This is a genomic window from Halobacillus litoralis (assembly GCF_004101865.1).
Lineage (GTDB): Bacteria > Bacillota > Bacilli > Bacillales > Halobacillaceae > Halobacillus > Halobacillus litoralis_A.
The window spans coordinates 2,817,970-2,843,650 of sequence record NZ_CP026118.1; the positions used below are offsets into that span (position 1 = coordinate 2,817,970).

The 25,681-nt window shown below is 43.7% G+C and carries 27 protein-coding genes; 26 read left to right on the forward strand and 1 reads right to left on the reverse strand.

Annotated elements, in window-relative coordinates; genetic code table 11:
- The first annotated feature begins 17 nt into the window (after window positions 1-17).
- The 17 genes from HLI_RS14130 (at window position 18) to glyA (ending at window position 15,736) form a co-directional block, all read left to right on the forward strand.
- Window positions 18-1,304: a UDP-N-acetylglucosamine 1-carboxyvinyltransferase gene (locus HLI_RS14130; protein WP_128525564.1), complete on the forward strand. Its 1,287-nt coding sequence runs from the start codon at window positions 18-20 to the stop codon at window positions 1,302-1,304.
- A gap of 657 nt (window positions 1,305-1,961) precedes the next feature.
- Complete coding sequence (rho, locus tag HLI_RS14135) at window positions 1,962-3,251, forward strand: transcription termination factor Rho (protein ID WP_128525565.1); 1,290 nt, start codon at window positions 1,962-1,964, stop codon at window positions 3,249-3,251.
- Window positions 3,252-3,428: 177 nt separating this feature from the next.
- The gene (locus tag HLI_RS14140; RefSeq protein ID WP_128525566.1) at window positions 3,429-3,674 is read left to right on the forward strand and encodes a type B 50S ribosomal protein L31; all 246 of its coding nucleotides are present in this window, start codon (window positions 3,429-3,431) and stop codon (window positions 3,672-3,674) included.
- A gap of 305 nt (window positions 3,675-3,979) precedes the next feature.
- Window positions 3,980-4,609 (forward strand): thymidine kinase, encoded by a 630-nt coding sequence (locus tag HLI_RS14145; RefSeq protein ID WP_128526903.1) that lies wholly within the window; start codon window positions 3,980-3,982, stop codon window positions 4,607-4,609.
- Between the two features lie 902 nt (window positions 4,610-5,511).
- Window positions 5,512-6,192, forward strand: a complete 681-nt coding sequence (locus HLI_RS14155) for a Na-translocating system protein MpsC family protein (RefSeq protein WP_128525568.1) — start codon at window positions 5,512-5,514, stop codon at window positions 6,190-6,192.
- Between the two features lie 321 nt (window positions 6,193-6,513).
- On the forward strand, window positions 6,514-6,681 hold the full coding sequence (locus HLI_RS21705) for a hypothetical protein (protein ID WP_164908565.1): 168 nt from the start codon (window positions 6,514-6,516) through the stop codon (window positions 6,679-6,681).
- A 235-nt stretch (window positions 6,682-6,916) separates the two neighbouring features.
- Entirely contained in the window at window positions 6,917-7,318 is a 402-nt protein-coding gene (locus HLI_RS14160) for a hypothetical protein (RefSeq protein WP_128525569.1), read from the forward strand.
- A gap of 139 nt (window positions 7,319-7,457) precedes the next feature.
- A complete protein-coding gene (gene prfA / locus HLI_RS14165) occupies window positions 7,458-8,528 on the forward strand; it encodes a peptide chain release factor 1 (protein WP_128525570.1) in 1,071 nt (356 codons plus the stop codon).
- 1 nt (window position 8,529) lies between these two features.
- Window positions 8,530-9,405: a peptide chain release factor N(5)-glutamine methyltransferase gene (gene prmC, locus HLI_RS14170; protein WP_128525571.1), complete on the forward strand. Its 876-nt coding sequence runs from the start codon at window positions 8,530-8,532 to the stop codon at window positions 9,403-9,405.
- 68 nt (window positions 9,406-9,473) lie between these two features.
- Window positions 9,474-10,088: a stage II sporulation protein R gene (spoIIR, locus tag HLI_RS14175; protein ID WP_128525572.1), complete on the forward strand. Its 615-nt coding sequence runs from the start codon at window positions 9,474-9,476 to the stop codon at window positions 10,086-10,088.
- A 43-nt stretch (window positions 10,089-10,131) separates the two neighbouring features.
- Window positions 10,132-10,455 (forward strand): hypothetical protein, encoded by a 324-nt coding sequence (locus HLI_RS14180; protein WP_128525573.1) that lies wholly within the window; start codon window positions 10,132-10,134, stop codon window positions 10,453-10,455.
- A gap of 286 nt (window positions 10,456-10,741) precedes the next feature.
- Window positions 10,742-11,767, forward strand: coding sequence for an L-threonylcarbamoyladenylate synthase (locus tag HLI_RS14185; RefSeq protein ID WP_128526904.1), 1,026 nt, complete (start codon window positions 10,742-10,744; stop codon window positions 11,765-11,767).
- 60 nt (window positions 11,768-11,827) lie between these two features.
- Entirely contained in the window at window positions 11,828-12,364 is a 537-nt protein-coding gene (locus tag HLI_RS14190; protein ID WP_128525574.1) for a manganese efflux pump MntP, read from the forward strand.
- Window positions 12,365-12,435: 71 nt separating this feature from the next.
- Window positions 12,436-13,047: a low molecular weight protein arginine phosphatase gene (locus HLI_RS14195; protein ID WP_128525575.1), complete on the forward strand. Its 612-nt coding sequence runs from the start codon at window positions 12,436-12,438 to the stop codon at window positions 13,045-13,047.
- A gap of 285 nt (window positions 13,048-13,332) precedes the next feature.
- Window positions 13,333-13,773 carry a ribose 5-phosphate isomerase B gene (gene rpiB, locus HLI_RS14200; RefSeq protein WP_128525576.1) on the forward strand — a complete coding sequence of 147 codons (441 nt, stop codon included), beginning with the start codon at window positions 13,333-13,335 and terminating at the stop codon, window positions 13,771-13,773.
- Between the two features lie 109 nt (window positions 13,774-13,882).
- A complete protein-coding gene (locus HLI_RS14205; RefSeq protein WP_128525577.1) occupies window positions 13,883-14,455 on the forward strand; it encodes a TIGR01440 family protein in 573 nt (190 codons plus the stop codon).
- 24 nt (window positions 14,456-14,479) lie between these two features.
- Window positions 14,480-15,736, forward strand: a complete 1,257-nt coding sequence (gene glyA, locus HLI_RS14210; RefSeq protein ID WP_128525578.1) for a serine hydroxymethyltransferase — start codon at window positions 14,480-14,482, stop codon at window positions 15,734-15,736.
- 189 nt (window positions 15,737-15,925) lie between these two features.
- Here the strand turns inward: glyA and HLI_RS14215 are convergent.
- Window positions 15,926-17,265, reverse strand: a protein-coding gene (locus tag HLI_RS14215) for an IS3 family transposase (RefSeq protein WP_128525579.1) whose coding sequence is annotated in 2 segments (ribosomal slippage) — window positions 15,926-16,815 and window positions 16,815-17,265 — 1,341 coding nt in all. Because the reading frame shifts where the segments join, the coding sequence is not laid out codon by codon here.
- Between the two features lie 940 nt (window positions 17,266-18,205).
- Between HLI_RS14215 and upp the strand changes: the two genes are divergently transcribed.
- The 9 genes from upp (at window position 18,206) to HLI_RS14260 (ending at window position 25,671) form a co-directional block, all read left to right on the forward strand.
- Entirely contained in the window at window positions 18,206-18,838 is a 633-nt protein-coding gene (gene upp / locus HLI_RS14220) for a uracil phosphoribosyltransferase (protein ID WP_128525580.1), read from the forward strand.
- Window positions 18,839-18,878: 40 nt separating this feature from the next.
- Entirely contained in the window at window positions 18,879-20,027 is a 1,149-nt protein-coding gene (gene wecB / locus HLI_RS14225; RefSeq protein ID WP_128525581.1) for a non-hydrolyzing UDP-N-acetylglucosamine 2-epimerase, read from the forward strand.
- Window positions 20,028-20,234: 207 nt separating this feature from the next.
- Window positions 20,235-22,397: a S8 family serine peptidase gene (locus HLI_RS14230; RefSeq protein WP_128525582.1), complete on the forward strand. Its 2,163-nt coding sequence runs from the start codon at window positions 20,235-20,237 to the stop codon at window positions 22,395-22,397.
- A gap of 379 nt (window positions 22,398-22,776) precedes the next feature.
- On the forward strand, window positions 22,777-22,995 hold the full coding sequence (locus HLI_RS14235; protein WP_128525583.1) for an AtpZ/AtpI family protein: 219 nt from the start codon (window positions 22,777-22,779) through the stop codon (window positions 22,993-22,995).
- Window position 22,996: 1 nt separating this feature from the next.
- Window positions 22,997-23,365: an ATP synthase subunit I gene (locus HLI_RS14240; protein WP_128525584.1), complete on the forward strand. Its 369-nt coding sequence runs from the start codon at window positions 22,997-22,999 to the stop codon at window positions 23,363-23,365.
- A gap of 24 nt (window positions 23,366-23,389) precedes the next feature.
- Window positions 23,390-24,112, forward strand: coding sequence for a F0F1 ATP synthase subunit A (atpB, locus tag HLI_RS14245; protein ID WP_128525585.1), 723 nt, complete (start codon window positions 23,390-23,392; stop codon window positions 24,110-24,112).
- 50 nt (window positions 24,113-24,162) lie between these two features.
- A complete protein-coding gene (gene atpE, locus HLI_RS14250; RefSeq protein ID WP_014644824.1) occupies window positions 24,163-24,375 on the forward strand; it encodes a F0F1 ATP synthase subunit C in 213 nt (70 codons plus the stop codon).
- A 229-nt stretch (window positions 24,376-24,604) separates the two neighbouring features.
- On the forward strand, window positions 24,605-25,126 hold the full coding sequence (gene atpF / locus HLI_RS14255) for a F0F1 ATP synthase subunit B (RefSeq protein ID WP_128525586.1): 522 nt from the start codon (window positions 24,605-24,607) through the stop codon (window positions 25,124-25,126).
- Window positions 25,123-25,671 carry a F0F1 ATP synthase subunit delta gene (locus HLI_RS14260; protein WP_128525587.1) on the forward strand — a complete coding sequence of 183 codons (549 nt, stop codon included), beginning with the start codon at window positions 25,123-25,125 and terminating at the stop codon, window positions 25,669-25,671. Before atpF ends, HLI_RS14260 begins: the two co-directional genes overlap by 4 nt.
- The last annotated feature ends 10 nt before the right edge of the window (window positions 25,672-25,681 follow it).

Here is a 25,681-nt window from a genome sequence, read left to right on the forward strand (position 1 = left end):
AAAGCGAGGAGTTATCCATGCATAAACTATTAGTAGAAGGCGGAACCCTTCTTCGTGGTCAAGTACGGGTCAGTGGAGCGAAAAATAGCGCTGTAGCCTTGTTACCTGCAGCTATTCTAGCAGAATCGCCCGTGACGATCGAAGGACTTCCTGACATATCTGACGTTGGAATTTTGTCTGACCTGTTAGAAGAAATTGGCGGAACAGTCCGCAAAGAAGATAGTACTGTTCATATCGATCCTTCTGAAATGGTGGACATGCCACTGCCGAATGGAAAAGTTAAAAAATTGAGAGCTTCCTATTACTTCATGGGAGCAATGCTCGGTCGTTTCAATAAGGCTGTCATCGGTCTTCCCGGCGGGTGTCATCTTGGGCCGCGCCCGATCGATCAGCACATCAAAGGTTTTGAAGCTTTAGGCGCTGAAGTGACAAATGAACAAGGGGCGATCTACCTCAGGGCCAAGGAGCTCCGTGGGGCAAGGATCTACCTTGATGTCGTCAGTGTCGGTGCTACCATCAACATTATGCTGGCTGCTGTAAGGGCTAAGGGGAAAACTGTCATTGAAAATGCAGCTAAGGAACCTGAGATCATTGATGTAGCCACATTACTTACAAGTATGGGAGCAAAGATCAAAGGTGCAGGGACAGATGTGATTCGTATCGAAGGTGTCGATAGCCTCCAGGGATGTCTGCATACGATTATTCCAGACAGGATCGAAGCAGGGACCTACACGATCATGGCTGCTGCTCAAGGAGAGGAAATGATTATTGATAACGTCATCCCTCAGCACTTGGAGTCGCTTTTGGCAAAACTGAGAGAAATGGGTGTCACGATTGAGGAAAACGATGAACAACTGTATGTTCGTCCAGGGAAAAACATGCGTAGTGTTGACATTAAGACACTTGTATACCCCGGTTTTCCAACGGATTTACAACAGCCGTTCACTTCTCTCCTCACGCAGACTCATGGAACAGGTGTAGTGACAGATACGATCTATCAAGCACGTTTTAAACATGTAGATGAACTGAGGAGAATGAATGCTTCGATCAAGGTCGAAGGCGGTTCAGCCATAGTGACTGGACCATCTAAGCTGCAAGGGGCAAAAGTGAAAGCGACGGACTTACGTGCTGGCGCAGCCCTTGTCATAGCTGGTCTGATGGCAGAAGGTACAACAGAGATTACTGGTGTTGATCATATAGAACGCGGGTATGACAACATTACGACTAAGCTGAACAACTTAGGCGCAAAGGTCTGGTTCGAGGAAATGTCTGAAGAAGAAATTGAGCAATTCCAAAATTCTTAAGCGCCATATCGTTCCATGAGAAATGAGGACAAACCTTTTCTGAATGGAGAGAAATTCTGGCATCCATTTCATATGGATAAGGTAGCGACAACGACCCGAACGGTGACCAGGCAATCTCCGTTTACAGACGGATATCAAAGCCTGATGAAAAACGAATCTGGTTATTAAACCACGATTCAAATCTTTATTCTTCATCATAAGAGGAAGTCGTATTGCGCGGCTTCCTCTTATCCTATAATAACCCCCTCCAAAAAGTTTTCGTAAATTAGGATTGAAACTGTGTAAGGACAGGAGTACAATAAAGGTTGTTTGATAGCGATAGAAGATAATGGCGACCATAGACCTCCGAAAGCTTCTATAAATATTACTTCACATAACTTCTCCTGGATCTTCTATTCGGGCATTCATACTTAGAGAAGTCATTACTTTCCAAATGAAAAGCTTTTCGGGATTTATTTATTATCATAAGACAAAGCAGTGATGAGAATGACAACCAGCTCCAGAGTTTTCAGGGAAAACGACAGGAGGCATCAAACTCAAAGGAGGAAGATACCTTCATTGAGAAAGTTTGCTTTAGCGTGACGGGGCTCCAAAGCTTCGCGCTTTTGGCTTACGAACTTGACAGATATAAAGAAATATAAAAAAAGTGGTGATTACGTGGCAGATATAACTATCTCCAATTTAGAAACAATGACACTGAAAGGTCTTTATGCAAAGGCTAGACAGTATAAAGTATCTTACTATGCGAAACTTACGAAAAGAGAATTGATTTTTGCAATCTTGAAGGCTCAAGCTGAAAAAGATGGCTTTTTATTTATGGACGGGATTTTGGAGATTATTCCTTCTGAAGGGTTTGGCTTCCTGCGTCCGATCAACTATTCTCCGAGTGCGGAAGACATTTACATCTCAGCCTCTCAAATTCGTCGCTTTGACCTGAGGAATGGGGATAAAGTTTCCGGAAAAGTCCGTCCTCCGAAAGAAAATGAGCGTTATTACGGGTTGCTCCACGTAGATGCAGTGAATGGGGAGGACCCGGACTCTGCCAAGGAAAGAGTACACTTCCCGGCACTTACTCCTCTTTATCCGGACCGTCCCATAAAACTTGAGACCGAGACAAAAAAACTGTCTACTCGAATCATGGATCTCATGGCTCCTGTAGGGTACGGACAACGTGGACTCATTGTTGCTCCTCCAAAAGCAGGGAAAACGATGTTGTTAAAGCAGATGGCCAACAGCATATCCACCAATCAGCCTGATGCGAAATTGATTATTTTACTTGTGGATGAGCGTCCGGAAGAAGTGACGGACATTGAACGTTCTGTCGCCCCTGATGTTGATGTAGTCAGCTCGACTTTTGATGAAGTGCCGGAAAATCATATTAAAGTTTCAGAACTTGTGTTGGAGCGAGCCATGCGTTTAGTTGAACACAAGCGTGATGTCATCATATTGATGGATAGCATTACAAGACTAGCAAGAGCTTACAACCTGGTCATCCCTCCGAGTGGACGTACACTTTCAGGAGGGATTGACCCAGCGGCTTTCCACCGTCCGAAACGTTTCTTCGGTGCAGCTCGGAATATCGAAGAAGGGGGAAGCTTGACGATTTTAGCTACTGCCCTTGTAGATACAGGCTCACGTATGGATGACGTCATCTATGAAGAATTTAAGGGAACTGGAAATATGGAACTGCATCTGGACCGCAGTTTGGCCGAACGCCGGATTTTTCCTGCCATCGATATATTGCGTTCAGGTACACGGAAAGAAGAGCTGCTGCTGTCCCAGGCTCACCTTGATAAAGTTTGGGCGATCCGTAAAACGATGTCAGATGCCCATGATTTCTCAGATCGCTTCCTACGCCGTTTGAGATCGTCAAAAAATAATGAAGAATTTTTCGATTTAATGGACAAGGATATGAAAGGGAAAGCGACTCCTGCACGGCGTTCGTAAATGTTAAGGAACTCTTAGCAGTCCTTTTTTAATTATCAAGTTCATCTTGCATTGGGGTTGTCCCCCTGTTATAATCATTCTATGTGAGTTTCAGTACAAGGTGTTATCACGAACCTTCGACGGCTCTTACAATAACTCTGTTTCTTAAGGACTCAGGGCAAAAAGGAGTGGAAGAACATGAAAGCAGGAATTCATCCAGAATACCGTAAAGTCGTATTCCTAGACACAAGTTCTAATTTCAAGTTTCTAACAGGTTCTACTCAGAATTCTGAAGAAACAATCGAGTGGGAAGATGGAAACACATACCCACTGATCCGTGTAGAGATTAGTTCTGCGTCTCACCCGTTCTACACAGGTAAGCAAAAAGCTGATAAAGCTGGCGGCCGTGTGGATCGCTTCAAGAAGAAATATAACCTTTCATAATAATGATACACCTTCTTTTGAAGGAAATTTCATCATTTTGAACAAAAACAGGCAAATTGTCTCAAAGGTTTGCCTGTTTTTTTGTCAAAAAAAGGGGTGTGAGGAGATTTCCTAGGAAGTCTTTTACCCTTTAAATAGTTTTCAATAAATGAGGGGAGCTGTCCTTGGCGATTTATAGCCGCTGATTCATAGGGGTTGATCAAGGTAGCTCTTTTTTGATGATAAGGTCGTTCGAAAGTGTAAGGCTCTTAAGTTTTTCTTGCACTATTGGATCTTGATCGAGTGAGAAGGGAGCGACAGTGGACGTGTATGTAATGAAACAAAGCGGATGGGTAGAGCTTATTTGTGGAAGTATGTTCAGTGGTAAATCAGAAGAACTGATACGCCGCGTGAGAAGAGCGACATTTGGCAATTTGACCGTCCGTGTATACAAACCTGCGATAGATAAGCGGTATAAAGATGATGCCGTTGTCTCACATAATGGTACATCAGTGATGGCCCGGCCTGTGGAAAGCTCTTTGGACATCCTCCAGCATGTGTCGGACGAGGTGGATGTAGTCGGAATTGATGAAATGCAGTTTTTTGATGAACATATTGTAGAAGTAGTTGAATGTTTGGCGGACAGAGGCATACGCGTCATCGTCGCAGGTCTAGATACAGACTTTAGAGGAGAGCCTTTCGGAAAAATGCCTGAAATGATGGCTTTGAGCGAAAGTGTAACTAAATTGAACGCGATTTGCCCGATTTGCGGATCGCCGGCTAGTCGTACACAACGTTTGATTGACGGAGCTCCCGCATCGTATGATGATCCGATCATCTTAGTCGGAGCTTCCGAATCCTATGAGCCTAGATGCCGTCATCACCATGAAGTTCCCAATAAACCCAGGCAACAAGAAGTGAAAGCAGCTTATGCTGAAAAAACGATGAATAAATAGGTCTCCCCGGCAGCTGAAATCTCAGCTGCCTTTTTTTGTATATCAACAAAGCTCCCTTATCTTGAATACTCAGTTTCGAGACTTCAGTGGAAGTTTAGGGGCTGCGGGAAAAGGTTCGCTTTCCATGGGGCGGGCGCTGAGCCTCCTCGGACTGTCCTGTGGGGTCTCAGCTGTCCCGCACATCCCAGTTCTTAAACCATTGGAGGCTGAATTTTGGTAGGAGATCTTAAACCTTACAAGTGCTATCCAGCTCCAGTACCTAGCGGCTAGTGAGACTTCCCTCGCTTCTGTACGATAAGTCAACATCGAATCGCTATGCTCTTCGTGTTTCCTTTATCTCCTCCAGCTCAGTCCAGTCCATACGCCCCTGATCAAGGCACTTCCGCTTTAAAGTTAGGAGTCTCACCGTTTCCCTCCGCCCCTATACCCTACAGATTCTCGAAACCGCTTTTGGAATAAGCATCTATGGGTTATAGGGAAGTAGAGGGTCGATGAATTCCAAGCCAGTAATTCTGATCATGAAAGCTTGATACATAGCGTTTGATGCCTATACACAGCGATAGTGGAAGACTCTCCTTATGGGGTAAGGGGGTCGTTTTCACATGCATCGAATGGGGTGGTGGGGAAGCTGCGAGACTCCCGTGGGAGAAGGAGATAGGCGAGATCCCGCAGGGCGGTAGCCCGAGGAAGCTTGCCAGGTCCCCCACAGGAAAGCGAGCTGCTTCCCCACCACCCCTAACACTCAACATGATGACTAGCCCCGGTTATCTAGGAAAACGAGTCTTACGCAATCCTGCTATAATATTGAATAACCTTTGTTGATTTAACGAGACGTTTCGTTTAAATAGTAAAAAGTTGTGGAACTTTAATGAGCAGATACTTAAAAATGACGGAGGTCAATTATGGATAAGCAATCTGTACAATCAGAAATGTCCAGTTATGTAGGTAAACTATTGCGCGATCATTTCGGGAAAGGACCATCATCAGTCTTCGTCTCCCTGGAAGCACCCTACCTCACCATTTATTTAAAAGATTTTTTAGCACCGATGGAACGTGTTTTGGTCGGACAAAAAAATCATAATAAAGTGGAGGAAACACGAGATTTGATGATGAGAGAACTGATTCCGGATATTAAGGCTACTTTTCGTGCGAGTGTAGGAATTGAAGTTGAATCGATCTATTATGACTGGTCCTTCCCCAATAAATCAGGAATATTAATCGGAATCGTGAAAAGCGACCAGCAGAGCCCTAACCTTAAATCATATGACCCTGGCTCTACTTTATATGAAGAAGTAGAAAAGGTAAGCGAACAAGCTGAGAAAGCACCGGAGTCGATAAATTCCTATTTATTGAATGACCGGACGCTCCTTATTGTAAGGTCAGGTATTTTGGTAGCCATTGAAAAAGAACTGATTGATTCCGGTTATGAAGAGCCTCTGAAGATTTCGAAACGGCGTCTGGAGAAGCGTTTACTCAGCAGGGCTTCTTTTGAGAAAATTCTTGGAAAACCAATCGAGGATACCTTTGTGGACTGGGATTTCCAAAATGATCGAAGTTATATCGTCTTTCTCTTACGTCTATAAAAAATTTGCAGGATATCACACCTGCTCAATAGTGAAAAATTCTCGAAACATCCAACAAAAGCCGAGGGAGGAGCCCCTTTTCACCAGGGGGTTTTCATTAAATAATTTTTCTACTATAATGATAAGTGGGATGAAACGAAGAGCCGTTTGGTCCTTACGTGTATAAACCATTTATTAAAAAAAGGTAATCAATATTATCGGCAAAATTGAGCTGGACAATAGAGCTAGACAAAAATCCGAGAAGTACTCCATCCTGTGGGGACTTTTCGGATTTTTTATTTTCCTTTTATTGTAAAAAGCACGTAGTAGAAAGGGGTATCTATGGTATATCGTATTGTCGGAGTCGACGACCAGCATATAGTAATTGAATTCAGAAGAAATGATGAAGAAGTGACGTTCGAGTCTTATGAAGAGGCTGAAGAGTATTTGCAACACATAAAGAGTGAGGGAGTCATCCCGTCCAAATATACGCTAGAAATCCAAACCTAAAATGCATCAGGTCAGCACATGACCTGGTGCATTTTAAGTTTTAATTATAATACCAATTAATGTTATGTGAACCTTAATGATGTTGGTTCGTTTCTTCTTTCCCTCATTGCTAATCCTGTAACTGAACCTGAGTGGAATAACTGACCTAACAAAGGTGGAGTTTACAGGGGATGCTTTTTACATAATCAAGGTGGTTCGGGAAATAATAATGAGCAAAAGAGAAGAGGTGAGGAAGATGTTTCGATTTATTCTAATGCTGGCAGTGTCCCTTATGCTTATGACAGCGTGCGGACTGCAAATGGAAAATTATCAGGGTCAAACCAGTCGTGATGATGTGGAGAATATGGGTATGAATAATGAGGCGACTGAGGAAACGGAAAATCCCCGATCAATAAGTAAAGTCGGTGATACATGGGGGATGAAACAGGATCGCGAGTTGATTAAAGAGTCGGCCCAAGAGCTTCCTGGCGTTGAGGTTAAACGGGTCATATTAGAAGCGAATAAAGTGTGGGTGACGGTAGATATCGCCGGTGAAGATGAGATGTCTGAGAAAGAGAAGGAAGAATGGAAGGCACAAGTGGAAGAAGCGATTTATCAAGCAGTGCCAAGCTATGATATTCAAGTGAAAATCAAGTGATCAAGTGATTTAGTCAGCCCGGAGCTATCCGACTATGGAGGTTCAGGGCTGTTTTTTATGCAGTAAGGAAGGTGTGCGGTTGTATCCGTGATCTCTCTATAATATAATTAGAATGTTATGGAGAAAGAGGTGCATACCATTGATTGAACGTTTACAAACATTAGAAGATCGTTATGAAAAATTGAATGAATTATTAAGTGATCCTGAAGTGATATCTGATACAAATAAACTCCGTGAGTATTCAAAAGAGCAATCCGGCTTGCAAGATACAGTGACCGCTTATCGCGATTACAAAGAGGTTACTGAACAGTTGGATGATGCTAAAGCAATGCTTGATGATCAGCTCGATGATGATATGACCGAAATGGTCAAAGAGGAAATAAGTGAACTGTCCAAAAGGAAGCAAGAGCTGGAAGAAAGTTTGAAGGTCCTTATGCTTCCGAAAGACCCGAATGATGATAAAAACGTCATCATGGAAATCCGCGGGGCAGCAGGTGGCGATGAAGCATCCTTATTTGCTGGGGATTTATATCGGATGTACGCTCGTTATGCTGAAATGCAGGGGTGGAAAACAGAAGTCATTGAGGCGAACGCCAATGACGTAGGTGGCTATAAAGAAATCATCTTCATGCTTAATGGACATATGGCTTTCTCGAAAATGAAATTTGAGAACGGTGCCCATCGTGTCCAGCGCGTGCCCGAAACAGAATCAGGTGGGCGAATCCATACGTCAACCGCTACTGTTGTCGTTATGCCGGAAGCCGAAGAAGTCGAAGTCGAAGTCCATGACAAGGACATTCGTGTCGATACGTTCGCTTCCAGTGGTCCAGGGGGGCAAAGTGTGAATACGACGATGTCTGCCGTGAGACTCACTCACGTACCTACCGGGATTGTGGTTTCTTGTCAGGATGAAAAGTCCCAAATCAAAAATAAAGAAAAAGCGATGAAGGTCCTTCGTGCCCGGATCTATGATAAGTTCGAGCGGGAGGCACAAGCAGAATATGATGAAAGCAGGAAGTCTGCCGTGGGAACCGGAGACCGTTCGGAGAGGATCCGTACCTACAATTTCCCACAGACGCGTGTAACTGATCACCGTATTGGCTTGACTTTGCAGAAGCTTGATCAAATTTTGCAGGGAAACATGAATGAAATCATTGAAGCTTTATTGATAGAAGAACAAACCAATAAACTTGAACAGCTTGGTGAATGATATGCAGCCTACTTTTACGACGATCCGGGAAGCCCGCCGCTGGGCTTCTCTTTTTTTACAAAAGCACGGGAGAGAAGCGCGTGTGGGGGACCTTTTGATTGAAAACCTTTTAGGGTGGTCACAAGCAAAAATACTAGCTTATGAAATTGAGGAATTCCCGTTAAGCCAAAGAGAGGATTTTGTGAATCAAATCCATACACATGCCGAAACGGGTGTTCCAGTCCAACACATAACCGGCTTCGCACACTTTTACGGGCGTGAATTCAAGGTCAGTCCCCATGTACTTATTCCTCGGCCTGAAACAGAAGAGCTTTTGCTTGGAGTGATTGAATTTATCCGCTCTCATAACATTGATCGTCCCAAAATCGCTGATATCGGGACAGGAAGTGGAGTCCTCTCGATTTCGGCTGCTTTGGAAATACCTGATAGCGAAGTCATAGCTGTGGACATTTCTGAAGATGCGCTCGCTGTAGCTGCGCGTAATGCGGAGGCAATGCAAGCTGACATTCAGTTTTATCAAGGAGACTTCCTCGACCCGTTGAAAAATCATTCGATCGATATTGTTATATCCAACCCTCCCTACATCTCTCATCAGGAAAAGAGCGGGATGGATGATACTGTCGTCAACTTCGATCCTGAACTGGCACTTTTTGCTGATGAGGATGGTTTAGCGGCTTATCGGATTATGCTTGAACAATTATCCACGTTTGAAAAGAAACCTTTGTGTATCGCTTTTGAAATTGGTCACCAACAAGGAGCAGCTGTGGAGGGCATGATCAGAAAACTTTTACCTGAGTACGAAACGGAAATCCGTAAAGATATGAATGGCAAGGATCGGATGGTTTTTGGCTTCCATAAAGAATTAAGAGTTTCATAGAATTTTGATTAAAGTTCTTTTCCTCTGACCATACTAGCGACTAGTACAGGGACAGGGAGGAAAACAATATGAAAAACAGCTTACTTTTATTAATGGGATTGACAGTCATTCTTACAGTCCTCCCTTGGGGACAGCGTATGGAAGCGGAATATGGACAAAACTTTCAAGTGATTCCAGATGAAGCCATTCGTCTGCGGATATTAGCGGATAGTAACGATGAAGAAGATCAACAGGTCAAACGAGAAGTAAGAGACCAAGTGAATGCGGAAATCACTGAGTGGGTGGAAGACTTGACATCAGTCGAAGCCGCCCGTCAATTGATCGGGGACCGTTTACCTGAACTTGAAAAGATCGTAGCTGAGACACTGGAAGCCAAAGGTGTCGACCAAACTTATACAGTGGATTATGATTCCAGTGTTACCTTTCCGACAAAATTGTACGGCTCATATATTTATCCTGCAGGAGAATACGAAGCGATATTGATTACATTAGGCAGGGGAGAAGGGGATAACTGGTGGTGTGTATTATTCCCGCCTCTATGCTTCCTGGATTTCTCCAACGGGACGAGTGTTGCTGAAGCAGAAGAAATCCCTGCAGAAGAAGCACCAGTAGAAACAGAAGAAAAGGAAGAGAAAGAAGTGAAGTTCTTCGTCGTGAAAATATGGGAAAGTATATTTTCCTAGCATATCATCCACACCCCTTTTCATAGAGTAGGAGAAAAGGGGTGTGGATTCTGTTATGTATATTGAAAAAGTGGAAGAAGAGCTCTATCAATTGAAAAAGAAAGATCAAACGATCGGGACTTTCAAACTCATTGAATTTGCGGGTGACATAGGAAAACTGGAGCAATTGCAGGTCGCTGATCACATCTCTCCGGGGCGGGTGCTTGAAGTCTTTGAAGTTATTCAATCCTTTGTGGAGGAGGAAGGTTTTGCTGAATTGCATGTGGAAAGTCACTCGCAAACGCTCGATTTTCTTTTACAACATCAACAGTTCAAATTAGATGATGTCGAAAAAAGTTTGTGGATATTCACAGTTAACCACAAGTAACTGTTAATAAGTGAGTTACTTATACACAAAAAACCTATTTTTTGTGTATAAGCTGTGAATAGATATTTTTAGATGCGTAAAATTACTAACGGAAATTTTGGATATGTGGGTATCTTTGTGGATAACTCGACTCATCATGAGGACATCCTGTGAATAATGTCTGAATTTGCGATATTTTGTAGAATTATTCATAATAATATTTAGAGAAAAAACAACGGTAGAGAGCCATCCACAAATACATCTTTTATCATTTCTTAGATAAGCAGAAGGAGTACGTATGATGAGCATGGAAACAAAGGTTTGGAATGAAGCTATTGAATTTGATTCTTCAATAAAAGAGGCGGCACAATTCCTCCTGAACAAGCAAGTCGTCGCCTTTCCAACAGAGACCGTTTATGGCCTTGGTGCCGATGCTACGCAGGAAGCTGCCGTGCAACGGATTTTCGAAGCGAAAGGGAGGCCGTCTGATAATCCATTGATCGTCCACGTAGCGGATAAAGACCAAGTCGAAAAATTGGTGCACGTTATACCTCCTATCGCTCGACAGCTCATGGATGAGTTTTGGCCCGGTCCGCTGACGATTATTATGGAGAGTAACGGGTCTGCCGCTGAAAATGTCACAGCCGGCTTATCCACAATCGCCATCCGTATGCCTGACCATCCACTGGCGCTCGCTTTATTACGTACTACGGATCGACCACTAGCCGCCCCGAGTGCAAACCGTTCCGGCAGGCCCAGCCCGACCACGGCTGAGCATGTTTTTCAAGACTTGAATGGACGGATCGCCGGCATCCTTGATGGTGGACCCACTGGGGTCGGTGTGGAGTCTACTGTTGTTGACTGTACCACCGAAATCCCTGTCATTCTTCGTCCAGGAGGCGTAACTAAAGAAGATTTGGAACAAGTGCTTCCAGAAGTCATCATTGATCCAGCGCTTGCTAATGAAGAGCAATCTCCAAAATCTCCGGGGATGAAATATACTCATTATGCCCCTGAAGCGCCACTATGGTTAGTGGATGGGGAAGAAGATTTCTTCCATGACCAGATGGAAGAGTTATCGAAGCAAGGTTACCGAGTCGGTGTAATTGCAAGTGATCAGTTGGCTGCTCAATTGGAGCACGCTTCACTGATTACATGTGGATCAAGAGATGATTTAGCGCAAATAGCTGAACGGCTCTATGGAGCATTAAGAGAATTCAAGAAGGCAGACATCGATATCATCTTATGTGAAACATTCCCGGAAACCGGGGTCGGTGCTGCCATTATGAACCGATTGACAAAGGCAGCTGTGAAAAAAATCAAGCAGTACTAACATAGAGTCCCCCTTCCGCGCATACGATGATATAGCATGTCCGAGGAGGGGGATTTTCAGTTGGAGCAGCTGACTTCATTGATTTTGTTATCCATTGCCTTAGGTTTAGATGCTTTTTCCGTGTCCTTAGGGATGGGCTTACAAGCGGTACGTTTAAAACATGCTTTTGTCGCAGGGATCGTCATAGGTGTTTTTCATATTTTCATGCCGGGATTAGGAATCCTGCTAGGAAAATGGCTCTCGGTTAGTGCAAGCGAATGGGCGACATTAGCTGGTGGGGTCATGCTGTTCGGTTTAGGTGCCTATGCTGTATTCGCTTCCTTTACAGAGAAGCACTCCTTCTCGTATCGGATGACAGGTGTAGGTATATGGTTATTTGCCTTGAGTGTGAGCATTGATAGTTTCCCGGTCGGTTTCAGTATAGGCTTGAGGGAAGCAGAAGTTTGGATATATGTTCTGTCTTTTGGAGTATTCAGTATGGTGCTTACATGGGCTGGGTTCATCATTGGACGCAGAGCTGGTAGTCTTCTCGGCACCTACAGTGAATTGCTTGGCGGAAGTATTCTGTGTGCTTTAGGTTTAAATGCCATATTCTGACAAATTTTTAGTCGAGCATCTTCCTGTGATATTATAGAGAAAATGGACTATGGGTTAGGAGAAGAATGGTTATGAATATTTTATTTGTCTGTACTGGAAATACCTGCCGAAGTCCGATGGCGGAGGCAATATTGAAATCAAAACTTGCGGATGGACAAGTTCGATCTGCAGGGATTTTTGCAGGCAAAGGGGAAACGCTTGCGAAAAATTCCGAAATCGTCCTTGGTGAAATTGATTTAACCCTGGACCATCAAACAAATCCTGTGGATAAGGATTCCTTAGCCTGGGCGGACCTGGTCCTTACTATGACAGATCGCCATAAACAAACATTGGCTTTGCAATACCCTGAACACGAGGACAAATATTATACGCTCAAGGAGTATGTGTTGGTGGACGAGGTCCAATGGGATAAATTGAAAGATTTATACAGCAGCTTTGAAGACAAGCGTTCAGCGATTCTAAGTGAATATCAGTCTTCTTTGGATGATTATGAACTGGAGAAGAAGCTGCTGGAAGAGTTGGGAAAGGAAATTGAAGAAATTGAACAATTGGAAAATGACCTGCCTGACTTGAATATAACCGATCCTTTTGGCGGAAATGTTAGCATCTACCGAAATACTCGGGATGAACTGGAAGAGCATATTGAGCTTCTAATAAAAATGTTGGAAAGAAATGATAGTTAAAGTTTCCTTTAAGGTGAGCCTGAAGTGTAGAGAAACCGATTCAGTTTACGTTTGAAACCATTCCTTTATTAGTAAGGAATTGGTTCTCATTACATATTCATTTCATGCTTTATCCAATAACTGGACTGCATTCGCCGGCCGGGAAAGAGGGAAAGGTCAGGCGAGAAGAAAATCACTTATTACATAATAAGAGGGCCTATTGAAGCAAATCCACCGCTACTGATTGACAGTTGAGAGGGAAACTGTCACGATGAGATTGATTATAGTAGACGGGAGTGTCAGAAGATGAAAGTAATCCTTGCTTCAGATCATGGCGGCATCAATTTACGTAAAGAAGTGGCGGATGTTTTGGAAGAACTTCAAATAAAATTTGAAGATATCGGATGTGAATGCGAAAGTTCTGTCGATTATCCTGATTACGCTATTCCGGCAGCAGAACGTGTTGCTGACGGTGAATTTGATAAAGCGATCTTGATTTGCGGGACAGGCATCGGTATGTCCATTTCTGCAAACAAAGTAAAAGGCATACGCGCTGCCTTAGTCCACGATCTCTTCACTGCTAAAGTGACAAGGGAGCATAATGACTCCAATGTACTTTGTATGGGTGAGCGTGTGATCGGTCCTGGTCTGGCGAAAGAAATTGCTAAAACTTGGGTTTCTACAGATTTTGAGGCGGGCCGTCACGAAAGACGTGTCAGTAAGATTGCCGAATACGAAAATAAGTAATACAATGGAATATAGAAAAGCGGATGCATATGTATGCGGAAGCTGACAATTGAAGGAGGAGCCGATTGCTTCTCCTTTTTTCATATCCCCTTGGAGGAGGTGGAGTAAAATGATGGATTTAGAACAGAATCAAGCGGATGTCAACAATGTAGTCAACCAGTTGATAGAGGATGGTTCTACTAGACACGGCTTATTTGTCATCGGATGTTCGACGAGTGAGATTGCAGGTAAACGAATAGGTACTTCGGGAAGTGAAGCGATTGCTGAAGTCGTATTTAGTGAACTGAAGAAACTGGAAGATCGAACAGGTGTACAATTAGCTTTCCAGTGCTGTGAGCATTTGAACCGTTCGCTGGTCATAGAACGATCAGTTCTTGAACAGCAACGCTTAACAGAAGTTGCAGCAATCCCAGTCCCTCAAGCCGGGGGCTCGATGGCTTCGTATGTTTTTAAACAAATGAAGGATCCAGTTCTCGTGGAACGGATTGAAGCTGAAGGTGGTCTTGATATAGGAGATACCTTGATCGGGATGCACTTGAGGCGAGTCGCTGTTCCGCTTCGGATTGAGCAAACGTCCATCGGCCATGCTCATGTAACGGCTGCTAAAACTCGACCCCCTCTCATTGGCGGGGAAAGAGCTGTCTATGTAAATCGTTCAGAAGAAGGGTCATGTGATCATTAGGAATGGAAAGGGGAACGTTTGACCATGAATCATGTTAAATCAACAGACGCAGAAATTTTTGCAGCAATCAAGGATGAGAAGGATCGCCAACAGGATAATATTGAACTGATTGCCTCAGAGAACTTTGTATCAGAGGCTGTAATGGAAACGATGGGGACTGTGTTGACGAACAAATATGCAGAAGGCTATCCTGGCCGCCGTTATTATGGTGGATGCGAACACGTGGATGTGGTTGAGAATCTAGCTCGTGACCGCGCGAAACAGCTGTTCGGAGCAGATCACGCGAATGTCCAGCCGCATTCTGGGGCCCAAGCGAATATGGCCGTTTATTTCACAGTTCTGGATCATGGTGATACGGTATTAGGAATGAATTTGAATCATGGTGGTCACTTGACTCATGGCAGTCCGGTCAACTTCAGTGGAAAGCTTTATAACTTTGAAGAGTATGGTGTAAATGATCAAGTTGAAACCATTGATTATGATGCTGTATTAGCGAAGGCTAAAGAAGTAAAACCGAAACTTATCGTCGCCGGTGCCAGTGCCTATCCAAGAAAGATCGACTTTGCTAAATTCCGTGAAATCGCGGATGAAGTTGGCGCCTACCTGATGGTAGACATGGCCCATGTGGCAGGGTTGGTAGCTACTGGACTGCACCCGAACCCAGTGCCGCATGCTCATTTCGTTACGACCACCACTCACAAAACATTGCGCGGACCTCGTGGTGGTATGATTCTTTGTGAAGAATCCTTTGCTAAAAAAATCGACAAAAACGTTTTCCCTGGCATGCAAGGAGGACCGCTTATGCATATCATCGCTGCAAAGGCTGTATCCTTCAAAGAGGCATTAGAACCTGAATTCAAAGAGTACTCACACCAACTTGTCGCAAATGCCAAACAGCTGGCTCAGTCTCTTTTAGATAAAGGAGTCGACCTCGTTTCTGGTGGTACGGATAATCACCTTCTCCTATTGGACTTGCGTAACAAAGGACTGACAGGAAAAGTGATTGAGAAAGCTTTAGATGAAATAGGAATTACGACGAATAAAAATGCGATTCCGTTTGACCCTGAAAGTCCATTCGTCACAAGTGGAATCCGTATTGGTACAGCAGCGGTGACAAGCCGAGGCTTCAAGGAAGCTGAAATGGAAGAAATCGCTGACCTGATTGCATATACTCTTGAGCATCATGAAGATGAAGCGAAAATGAAAGAAGCAGAAGAGCGTGTGCGTCAGTTGACTGGCCGTTTCCCTATGTATCAAACACTGAATTATTCTTCCCTTTAATAGACCGAAGAGCCACTAGTAACTGCTAGTGGCTCTTTTTCGAAAATCGCAGTCGCCTATTACCGTGACAGCGGGGTTCGTTACCATATAAGAGTTAGGGGTGGCTTTGAAACAACTCGCATTCCTGCGGGGGAACTGGCAAGCCTCCTCGTTCATTGTGTGCTGACCCCATAAAATTGGACACATAGTTTATGCTGCTTTTTCATACATTTGCCTTTCTAAGACAGGACTGTTTCCCTTTAACCTGGATTTGACTCTAAGATGGTTGTAGTAATGCATATATGTCTCAAAACGATCTTTGAAATGTTGAATACTATCAAATTCTTCATAGTATAAGAATTCCGATTTAAAGATGCCGAAAAAATTCTCCATCACTGAATTATCATGACAGTTCCCTTTCCTAGACATACTTTGAGTGATGTTGTGATCTTGGAGTTTCTTTCGGAACTGAGCCATTTGGTAATGCCAACCTTGATCCGAATGGATGAGAAGATCTTCGTGTTCCTCCTTCTTTTCCAGTGCTTGGTCAAGCATCTCCTCTACAAGAGAAAAAGTCGGTCTTTCGCCTAAGGTGTAGGAAATGATCTCTCCATTGAATAGGCCAAGGACAGGAGACAAGTAAAATTTCTGGGAGAACACGCGGAATTCCGTAATGTCTGTGACCCATTTCTGATTGGGGCGATCACTCTTGAAATGGCGGTCTAGTACGTTATCGGCGGTTTTCCCAACCTTCCCTTTATAAGAGACGTATTTCTTTTGGTTCACCTGACATGCAATGCCCAGCGCTACCATGATTCGGTAGACTTTCTTGTGGTTAACCTTATAATTTTTTCTCACGAGGATGTCCGTAATTCTACGGTATCCTACACGGCCATTATGAGTGTTATAGATGAAGAGAACCCTCCTTTTCCACTTGCGGTCAGGGTCGGGCTGGCTTAGCTTTTTACTGGCATAATAAAAGGTACTGTGTGCTAGGCCGGCGACCTTAATCAGCACTTGGAGGCGGAATGCGTGCCTTAGTTCTTGGATTACTTGCGCTTTTTCTTTTGTGCCGATTTTTCCTTCTCGTGAACTAAGGCATTCAACTTTTTTAAATAAGCGTTCTCCGCACGTAATTGTTCGTTCTCTCTCTTAACTGACTCAATAGACTCATCGGTGTTGTTTTTCTTTTCCGACACGGCTTTCGACCCCTTTTCATACATCCGAAGGGCATCGTATCCACCTTTTTTCCACTTTTCCTTCCACCTTCGAGCCATAGAAGAGTCAGGAATATGGTAAATCGCCGATGCCTCCCGAATGGAACAACCCGTTCGTTCGATAAATTGAATTAATTCCAGTTTAAAGGCAGGCGAATAGTTTGTATAGGGAAAAACAAAGGCTTGATCACCATGATGTCGAACCAACTTCACCCAATAGCGAATAGATGAATCATCAACACCTGTTTCTGACGCTAAATCCCTATAACTGATGAATCCTTGTAAGTAGCGTTTAGCAATTTGTAATTTCAGTTCTGAACCAAATTTCGTCACTTTAGACACCTCTTTGAAAGTGTCCAACAATAAGGGGTCGCTTCATTGATACTCACTGCGGGGTCTCGACTAGCTCCTTCTCCCGCGGGAGTCTCGTCATTTCAAAGCCACCCCTTCCAACATAGGATGAACGAACCTTGGATGGGTATATTTGTACTCCAATACGGTTCTCTTTCATAGGGAGCGCTCTTCACTAGAAGCACCGAAGTTGAGGTTTCCGTTCTCCACATAAAAGAAGGAAGGTACGGGAAATTGCGAGACTCCTATGGGATGACAGGCATGTGGTGAGATCCTGCATGAGTTTCCCCGTTTCCCACGCCCCTCACGATATGAGTTTCTCGAAATCGTTGTGTACTCTTTAATGGGTGATGAATAAGTCATGCTTAAGTGCTGGGATGATAGCACCTTTTATTCGCAAAAGCTCTTTACAAATAAAGATTGTTTCGAGTACCTTACAATTGTAAGGTGGCTGGGAAAACGGTGAGACTCCTCATTTGAAAGCGGAGGCGTCTTGATCAGCGGCGTATGGACTGGACTGAGCTGGAGGAGATAAAGGAAACACGAAGAACAAAGTGATTCGGTGTTGAGTTATCGTACAGAAGCGAGGGAAGTCTCACTAGCCGCTAGACGCTGGAGCTGGATAGCGCATGTATGGCTAACCTACTATTTAGAGATTCTGCTAAATCCCATATAATAAACGGGATGAACATGATCGGTGAGATCCCGGAAGGCGAAGCCTGAGGAAGCTCACCACATGCCCACGGAAAGCGATCCGTTTTCCCAGCCACCATTTCCTTATACAAAAGTCTCGAAACTAAATTTTCCTGATACGGAGCTTTTATTGGAGGAGAATGGTTGGGGGTCATTGTTGTGGGTTGCAGTAGTGTCTCTTTTTCAGTACAATTTAAAGGATGTAAACTTTGAGAAGGAGTGATTGGCAATGGCAAACGTTTATGTACTGGATCATCCCTTGATTCAACACAAATTGACGTACATACGTAAAAAAGAAACAGGAACGAAAGATTTCCGTGAGTTAGTGGACGAAGTAGCTGCATTGATGGCTTTTGAAATTACACGTGACCTTCCTCTAGAAGAAGTCGAAATCGACACACCTGTGGTAGAAAATGCGAAAGCGAAAGTGCTGACAGGTAAAAAAATCGGACTCGTTCCTATCTTACGTGCTGGTCTTGGTATGGTAGACGGAATCATTCAGTTGATTCCTGCTGCAAAAATCGGGCACGTTGGCCTTTATCGTGATCCAGAGACGTTAAAGCCGGTAGAGTATTATGTCAAACTTCCTAGTGATATTGAAGAGCGTGAACTGATCGTTATCGACCCGATGCTGGCGACAGGGGGATCAGCGAATGAAGCCATCGAATCCTTGAAGAAACGTGGTGCTCGCCAAATCCGTTTAATGTGCCTTGTTGCTGCTCCAGAAGGTGTCGATGCTGTACAAGCAGAGCATCCGGACGTTGATATCTACTTAGCCGCTCTTGATGAAAAATTGAATGAAAAAGGATACATTGTACCTGGTTTAGGCGATGCGGGTGATCGCTTATATGGAACGAAGTAAAAAAATAGACTAGAACTTCCTCATTAAAGGAGGAGAATACATGAGTAATCGTATTAAAGTAATGACGATTTTCGGTACAAGACCAGAAGCGATAAAAATGGCGCCGCTTGTATTGGAATTGAAAAAAAGGTCTGAGCAATTCGAGCCGATTGTTGCCGTTACAGCCCAGCATAGAGAAATGCTCGATCAAGTGTTATCTATTTTCGATATTGAACCAGATTATGATTTGAATATCATGAAAGCTCGTCAGTCTTTAGCACAAGTGACGACTCGTGCGTTAGAGGGTCTGGACGAAGTGATGAAAGAGACGGAACCTGATATCGTTCTCGTCCACGGTGACACAACAACAACATTTGCGGCTTCATTGGCAGCATACTATAACCAGATTCCTGTCGGTCATGTTGAAGCTGGTTTGCGTACGTGGAATAAATATTCGCCTTACCCGGAAGAGATGAACCGTCAGTTGACGGGGGTCATGGCTGATCTGCATTTCGCACCTACCAACAAGTCACGTGACAACTTAGTTGCTGAAAATAAATCGGAAGACCATATCTTCGTAACTGGAAATACAGCAATCGATGCTCTGCAAACGACGGTGGATGACAGCTACACTTCCGACGTTTTGGCAGAAGTCGATGGAAAACGACTAGTTTTGATGACTGCTCACCGGCGGGAAAACCTTGGTAATAACATGCAGCAGATGTTCCGTGCAATCAAACGTCTTGTGGAAGAACATGAAGAGATACAGGTCGTTTATCCTGTTCATTTGAATCCTGTGGTCAAAGAAACAGCAGATGAGATTCTTGGGAATGATGAACGTATTAAATTGATCGACCCACTTGACGTCATCGATTTTCATAACTTTGCTGCAAGAGCACACTTGATATTGACGGATTCTGGCGGGGTACAAGAGGAGGCTCCTTCTCTCGGAGTGCCTGTCCTTGTCCTTCGCGATACAACAGAGCGTCCGGAAGGTATCGAGGCAGGAACATTGAAGCTTGCGGGAACGGAAGAAGACCATATTTTCCATTTAGCACATGAGTTGCTATCAGATGAAAGTAAGCATGAAGCTATGGCAAAAGCTTCGAATCCTTATGGAGATGGTCAAGCTTCCGCACGTATCGCTGAAGCCATCCGCTATTTCTTTGGACATCGGGAAGACAAACCTGCGCCATTTGAAATTGAATGAATGAGTAAAGACTGGGCTCTTGGAGCTCAGTCTTTTTTTGAATGAATTCATAAAAGCCGACGGTGAGTATGGAGCCTTCCAACATTTCTCCCACTTCTTCTTTTACCCTCCTTTCCTTTTTTGAGTAATCCTATCAGCAAATATTTTTCACCTTTAGTATAAACACATTACACTGACAGAAGATAAAAGAAAAAGGAGCGCTGTTTGATGAGGTTTTATATTTCTATCTTCTTAACTTTTGTCATACTTTCAGGATTTAGTGCTCCTCCAACACCTGCAGCACCGGAAGAAGAAGTAACGATCATCGTAGAGCTGAAAGAAGATACTGCCCCGTTTATTTCAGAGTTGAAAAGAAGGTTACCTCGTCTTGAAGTAGTGGCTGAATACGATACGATTTTTAATGGAATTGCCATACGCGGTACAGCCGAGGAACTGGAAAAATTAGTGCGAATGGATAACGTCGTCAATCAGTACCCTGTTCAAACATACAGATCACTCGGTGAAAAGCCTCTGAGTTTCACAACGGAAGATATTCGTAATCGAATTCAGTCTCCTTATACAGGAGAAGGGATAAAGGTCGGAATCATTGATACAGGTATTGATTATACACATCCAGATTTAGAAGCCAATTATAGCGGTGGATTTGATACGGTCGATTTTGACGAAAATCCAATGGAGACAGAAGGGGAAGGAAAAACTGTACACGGAACCCATGTAGCTGGAGTTATCGGAGCGAATGGGGAAATGGAGGGAATTGCTCCTGAGGCAGAACTATTTGCCTATCGAGCTCTTGGACCCGGCGGCGTAGGTTCCTCTGTGCAAGTGATAGCGGCTTTAGAAGAAGCGGTGAAACAAGGAATGGACGTGATCAATCTATCCCTCGGTAATGACGTGAACGGACCGGATTGGCCTACCACTCATGCCGTAAACAAAGCTGTAGAGTTAGGGGTGGTTGTGGTTGTGGCAGCAGGAAACTCTGGCCCTGATTCCTGGACTGTCGGTTCCCCGGCTACATCATCAGATGCTATCACTGTAGGAGCTTCAGCTTTATCAATGAAAGCACCTATATTAAAAGTACCAGGAGAAAGAAGTAAGGTCGCTGTCCAAGTGTTATCTGGTTCACAGAAGTGGAAACTGGATAAAAAGTATCCTATTGAATATGTGGGCACAGGAGAAAAGGATCTCGAAAATGTTTCAGGCAAAATTGCTTTGTTTGAAAGAGGAGGGATTCCTTTCAGTCAAAAAGCTTTGCGAGCCTATAAAGCAGGAGCGAAAGGTGTGCTCATTGCTAACAATGAAAAAGGGATGTTTTATGGAGGATTGGATGGTCTGAACCTGCCGATTCCCGTTGGTGCGATTTCGCAAGAAGCTGGAAAGTGGTTGGTGGAGAAAGCGGTCCAGCAAAATCAATGGATAGAGACAGTGCAAGAATCCTTAGGTGATCAAGTGGCGCCTTTCAGCTCACGCGGTCCTGTGACCACCAGTTGGGAAATCAAACCTGACCTCCTTGCACCTGGGGTGGATATCATGAGTACTGTGCCGGGGGGATACCAGGCACTTCAAGGGACAAGCATGGCGGCTCCCCACGTGGCGGGAGTTGCGGCACTGATGAAAGAAGCGCACCCTGATTGGAATGCGGAACAAGTGAAAAACGCACTAACAACATCGGCACAACTGATTTATAATAAGGAAACCCCTTTTCCTCCAACCCAGCAGGGGGCTGGCTTTATCGATGTCAATAAAGCTCTTGACCCTGAGATTGTAATTAGTGCAGCTCCACTTTCTTTCGGGAAAGCAGACGATACTTTCTTCAGAAAGAAGCTCTCATTTAAAGTAGAAAACCTATCAGATGAACCTGTCCAATTGCAGATGGAAAGACCGAAATCCGAAAACGGGGAATCATGGACAGTACCGATGACGATGGAAATTCCACCAGGGAAGTCTGAAGAGGCAGACGTGGAGTTGCGTTTGAATAATGCGTTTTTAGAAGAGGGAATCCACGAAGGATACTTGACTCTTAAAGGGGATACTGATTATCAACTGCCATATGTCTATGTAAAAGAGCGTTCTGACTATAATAAGGTCTCAGGCTTTGAGCTGACTCAAAATTGGAATGATGAAAAGGGGGGCATGTATCGTTTTCACCTTGCTGAACAGGTGGAAAAAGTGACGATTGACTTATATCGCTCTGGGACATTGTTGAATATTGGGACGATTGCAGAAATTGATCAACCTCGACCTGGAATGATAGAAGGGGGAGCCGGGTTGAAAAATCTTGACCTGAAGGGGGCTTACCTGGCAGTTGTTACTGTTAATTCCAATGAGGGATCTGATAGCTATTCTTTCCCAGTTTATATAGAAGGAGAATAAATAGAAATGAAAGCATCGCTCTTGGTTAAAAGGCGGTGCTGTTTTTATTTGTAGCTCTATTAAGTGCTTTTTTTAATAAGTTTTTCGCCAAATCAGACAGAAGAACTTTTCAGCGGCACAAAAAGTTAAATAATGGAACACAACCCATTATTTTGAATGAAGAAAGGCTGGATTTTTCTAGTGAAATACATGTTTTATGTGAAAGGTAAAATTGTGACAAAAATGTGATCGAATTTTGTCATCCATTTGTACTTTTGCTCACAAACTCATTGACATCAAACCACCCCTAATGTATTCTTACATAGTGTGGAATGATAAGGTTTTCATCAGTGACAGCAAAGGTTTCAACCCTTTTTTATTTGTCAAGAAAGGTCAAGTCATGAAACGAACCAAACCACCTTTTCAAGCAATGGCTTTAACGAGCAGCATCGCTTCCCAACTTGCTGGCGGACCACTTGCCGGCGCATTTCTGGGGAAATGGATTGATGGTCATTATTCCACCGGACCCACATTCTTAATCATTGGAATTTTCCTCGGGTTAGGTGCAGGTACATATGGAACTATTCATTTAGTACGGACGTACACGGGAGACGATTAACATGGAGACATATCAGCATATGATGGCCCGTCAACGAAAATGGATGTTCTATCTTCTGGCTTTATTAGTACTTGGTTGGGGCATCACCCCTTGGCAGCCAATTTTCCTCGGACTTCTGCTAGGAAGTGCATTAAGCTTTTACAACCTCTGGCTTATGCAACGGAAAATCCGCAAGCTTGGAGAAGCTTCTGCAGAGAGCCGCTCTGTAAGAGGAATTGGTACTTTTACGCGATTGGCTTCCGGTGCTTTAGCCGTAGTCATTGCCCTTCAGTTTGAAGAATATTTCCATTTAATTTCAGTAGTATTGGGCTTAATGGCAGCCTATTTTGTCATTTTAATAGATTATCTGTTCAATAAATCAACAGTTTAGCATGATGGAAGGTAGGTGAACAGTTTGAATCACGAAGCACCGATGTGGGAGGATGCGTTTGGAATCTTTTGGTTGGATTTCAACTTATCGAACGTTCTTATGATGTTTGTTGCATCATTGGTCGTATTCATCCTCGGAGTAGCGGCGACACGAAACATGCAGCGGTATCCAACAGGTTTTCAAAACTTCATGGAATGGCTGATTGATTTCATCAAAGGCATCATCGGATCGAACATGGATTGGAGAACAGGCAGACTCTTTTTGCCCCTTGGGCTAACATTATTCGCCTACATATTCGTAGCAAATATGTTAGGGGTCGTCACAAATGGTGTAGTTGGACACACCCTATGGTGGAAATCTCCGACAGCCGATCCGGGAATTACCTTGACTCTTGCGACATTGGTCGTAGTGTTGTCCCATTATTATGGGGTGAAGTTGAAAGGTGGCAAGGAATATTCAAAAGGGTTTGTACGTCCTTTACCGTTCTTATTGCCATTCAAAATCATTGAAGAGTTCTCGAATACGTTAACACTTGGTTTACGTCTTTACGGGAACATTTATGCAGGTGAAATCCTGCTGAGCTTGCTCGTTGGATTAGCAGCGACAGGCGTGGGTGGATTTATCGGAGCAACACTTCCGATGATAGCATGGATGGGCTTTAGTACTTTCATTGGTTTCATCCAAGCGTTTATTTTCGTTATGTTAACGATGGTTTACTTGTCTCACAAGGTGAGCGACGACCATTAATATAAAGCATTAAAATTATTTTTTTAAAAATATTGAGGAGGATTTTCATTATGGGTCTTTTAGCAGCTGCAATTGCAGTAGGTTTAGCAGCACTAGGTGCTGGTATTGGTAACGGTCTGATTGTAAGTCGTACAGTAGAAGGAATCGCGCGTCAACCAGAATTGCGCAGTGCACTTCAAACAACAATGTTCATCGGTGTTGCCCTAGTAGAGGCGATCCCTATCATCGGCGTTGTTATTGCATTCATCGTAATGGGTCAATAACAAGGAAGAGCGAATACGCTTATGGCGAAGTTCAACTCCATCGATCTTCGCCTTTCCTTTACCTTACGAAAACTTTATACCCGTGAGTCATGGTAAGAAAACTTCGACGGAAGCTGTTTTTACAGCGGAAGCCGGGTTTTTCGCTTGTCTAGCTGTATTGTTTATCGCGAATAGACGCTCTATATAAGTGAAAGCCTGTTATGAGATGGTGTGGAGAGGAGTGAAAACTGTGCAAGGATTTACAGAGAGTATGGTCCTCGGAGCTGGAGGACTTAACATAGGTGACATGATCATTCAACTCGTTTTTTTCCTTGGTCTACTGGCCCTTTTAGGTAAGTTTGCTTGGGGACCATTGATGAATATGATGAAAGAACGTGAAGATTACGTAGCTAATGAAATCAACACGGCTGAGAAAAGTCGCGAAGAAGCTCAACGTATGCAACGCGAAGCCTCTGAGGAATTGAAATCAACACGTCAAGATGCACAGAATATCATCGAGGATGCCCGTAAAACGGCAGGCCAGCAAGAAAGGGATATTCTGGAAAATGCTAAAGCAGAATCAGAACGTATCAAAGAGTCTGCTCGTCAGGAAATTGAACAGGAGAAAGAAAAAGCAGTACAAGCCCTTAAAGACCAAGTGGCATCCATGTCTGTCATGATTGCTTCGAAAGTGATTGAAAAAGAACTTTCTCAAAAAGATCAAGAGGCATTGATCAATCAGTATATCGATAAGGCAGGCGAAGATCGATGAGCCAGTCTATCATTGCCAAACGCTATGCTGATGCCCTTTTCCAACTGGGAAAAGAAAGATCGAAATTAGATCAATTTGAAACTGAACTACTAACTTTACGTGAAGTTTATCGTGATAACAACAAAATCGTCTCTTTCCTGAAGCACCCTCGTGTATCTGTAGATCAGAAGAAGAAAGTCATGACGGATTCTTTTCAGTCATTCTCTGAAGAGATCGTAAATACACTGAAACTCCTGGTCGAGAGACACCGTGAAGATATTATCGCAGATATGATCCAGCATTATATCGGGATGATGAATGATGCAAAAGGAATTGCAGATGCGGATGTTTACTCCGTCCGCGAACTTTCGGAAGCAGAGAAACAACGTCTTTCAGAAACATTCGCACCTAAGGTCGGTAAACAATCCTTGAACCTGACGAATATCGTAGATTCTTCCATCCTCGGCGGCATTCGATTGAGGGTGGGTAACCGTATATTTGATGGTTCTGTCAGTGGAAAGCTTCGCCGCATAGAGCGCGAGCTAGTTTCTACGAACAAAAGATGATAGGGGTGAA

Excerpts from the sequence above, each read along its gene's own strand:
- HLI_RS14130 (WP_128525564.1), top strand. The coding sequence starts at position 18 with ATGCATAAACTATTAGTAGAAGGCGGAACCCTTCTTCGTGGTCAAGTA.
- HLI_RS14140 (WP_128525566.1), top strand. The coding sequence starts at position 3,429 with ATGAAAGCAGGAATTCATCCAGAATACCGTAAAGTCGTATTCCTAGAC.
- HLI_RS14155 (WP_128525568.1), top strand. The coding sequence starts at position 5,512 with ATGGATAAGCAATCTGTACAATCAGAAATGTCCAGTTATGTAGGTAAA.
- HLI_RS21705 (WP_164908565.1), top strand. The coding sequence starts at position 6,514 with ATGGTATATCGTATTGTCGGAGTCGACGACCAGCATATAGTAATTGAA.
- HLI_RS14160 (WP_128525569.1), top strand. The coding sequence starts at position 6,917 with ATGTTTCGATTTATTCTAATGCTGGCAGTGTCCCTTATGCTTATGACA.
- prmC (WP_128525571.1), top strand. The coding sequence starts at position 8,530 with ATGCAGCCTACTTTTACGACGATCCGGGAAGCCCGCCGCTGGGCTTCT.
- spoIIR (WP_128525572.1), top strand. The coding sequence starts at position 9,474 with ATGAAAAACAGCTTACTTTTATTAATGGGATTGACAGTCATTCTTACA.
- HLI_RS14185 (WP_128526904.1), top strand. The coding sequence starts at position 10,742 with ATGGAAACAAAGGTTTGGAATGAAGCTATTGAATTTGATTCTTCAATA.
- HLI_RS14195 (WP_128525575.1), top strand. The coding sequence starts at position 12,436 with ATGAATATTTTATTTGTCTGTACTGGAAATACCTGCCGAAGTCCGATG.
- rpiB (WP_128525576.1), top strand. The coding sequence starts at position 13,333 with ATGAAAGTAATCCTTGCTTCAGATCATGGCGGCATCAATTTACGTAAA.
- HLI_RS14205 (WP_128525577.1), top strand. The coding sequence starts at position 13,883 with ATGATGGATTTAGAACAGAATCAAGCGGATGTCAACAATGTAGTCAAC.
- glyA (WP_128525578.1), top strand. The coding sequence starts at position 14,480 with ATGAATCATGTTAAATCAACAGACGCAGAAATTTTTGCAGCAATCAAG.
- upp (WP_128525580.1), top strand. The coding sequence starts at position 18,206 with ATGGCAAACGTTTATGTACTGGATCATCCCTTGATTCAACACAAATTG.
- wecB (WP_128525581.1), top strand. The coding sequence starts at position 18,879 with ATGAGTAATCGTATTAAAGTAATGACGATTTTCGGTACAAGACCAGAA.
- HLI_RS14230 (WP_128525582.1), top strand. The coding sequence starts at position 20,235 with ATGAGGTTTTATATTTCTATCTTCTTAACTTTTGTCATACTTTCAGGA.
- HLI_RS14235 (WP_128525583.1), top strand. The coding sequence starts at position 22,777 with ATGAAACGAACCAAACCACCTTTTCAAGCAATGGCTTTAACGAGCAGC.
- HLI_RS14240 (WP_128525584.1), top strand. The coding sequence starts at position 22,997 with ATGGAGACATATCAGCATATGATGGCCCGTCAACGAAAATGGATGTTC.
- atpE (WP_014644824.1), top strand. The coding sequence starts at position 24,163 with ATGGGTCTTTTAGCAGCTGCAATTGCAGTAGGTTTAGCAGCACTAGGT.
- HLI_RS14260 (WP_128525587.1), top strand. The coding sequence starts at position 25,123 with ATGAGCCAGTCTATCATTGCCAAACGCTATGCTGATGCCCTTTTCCAA.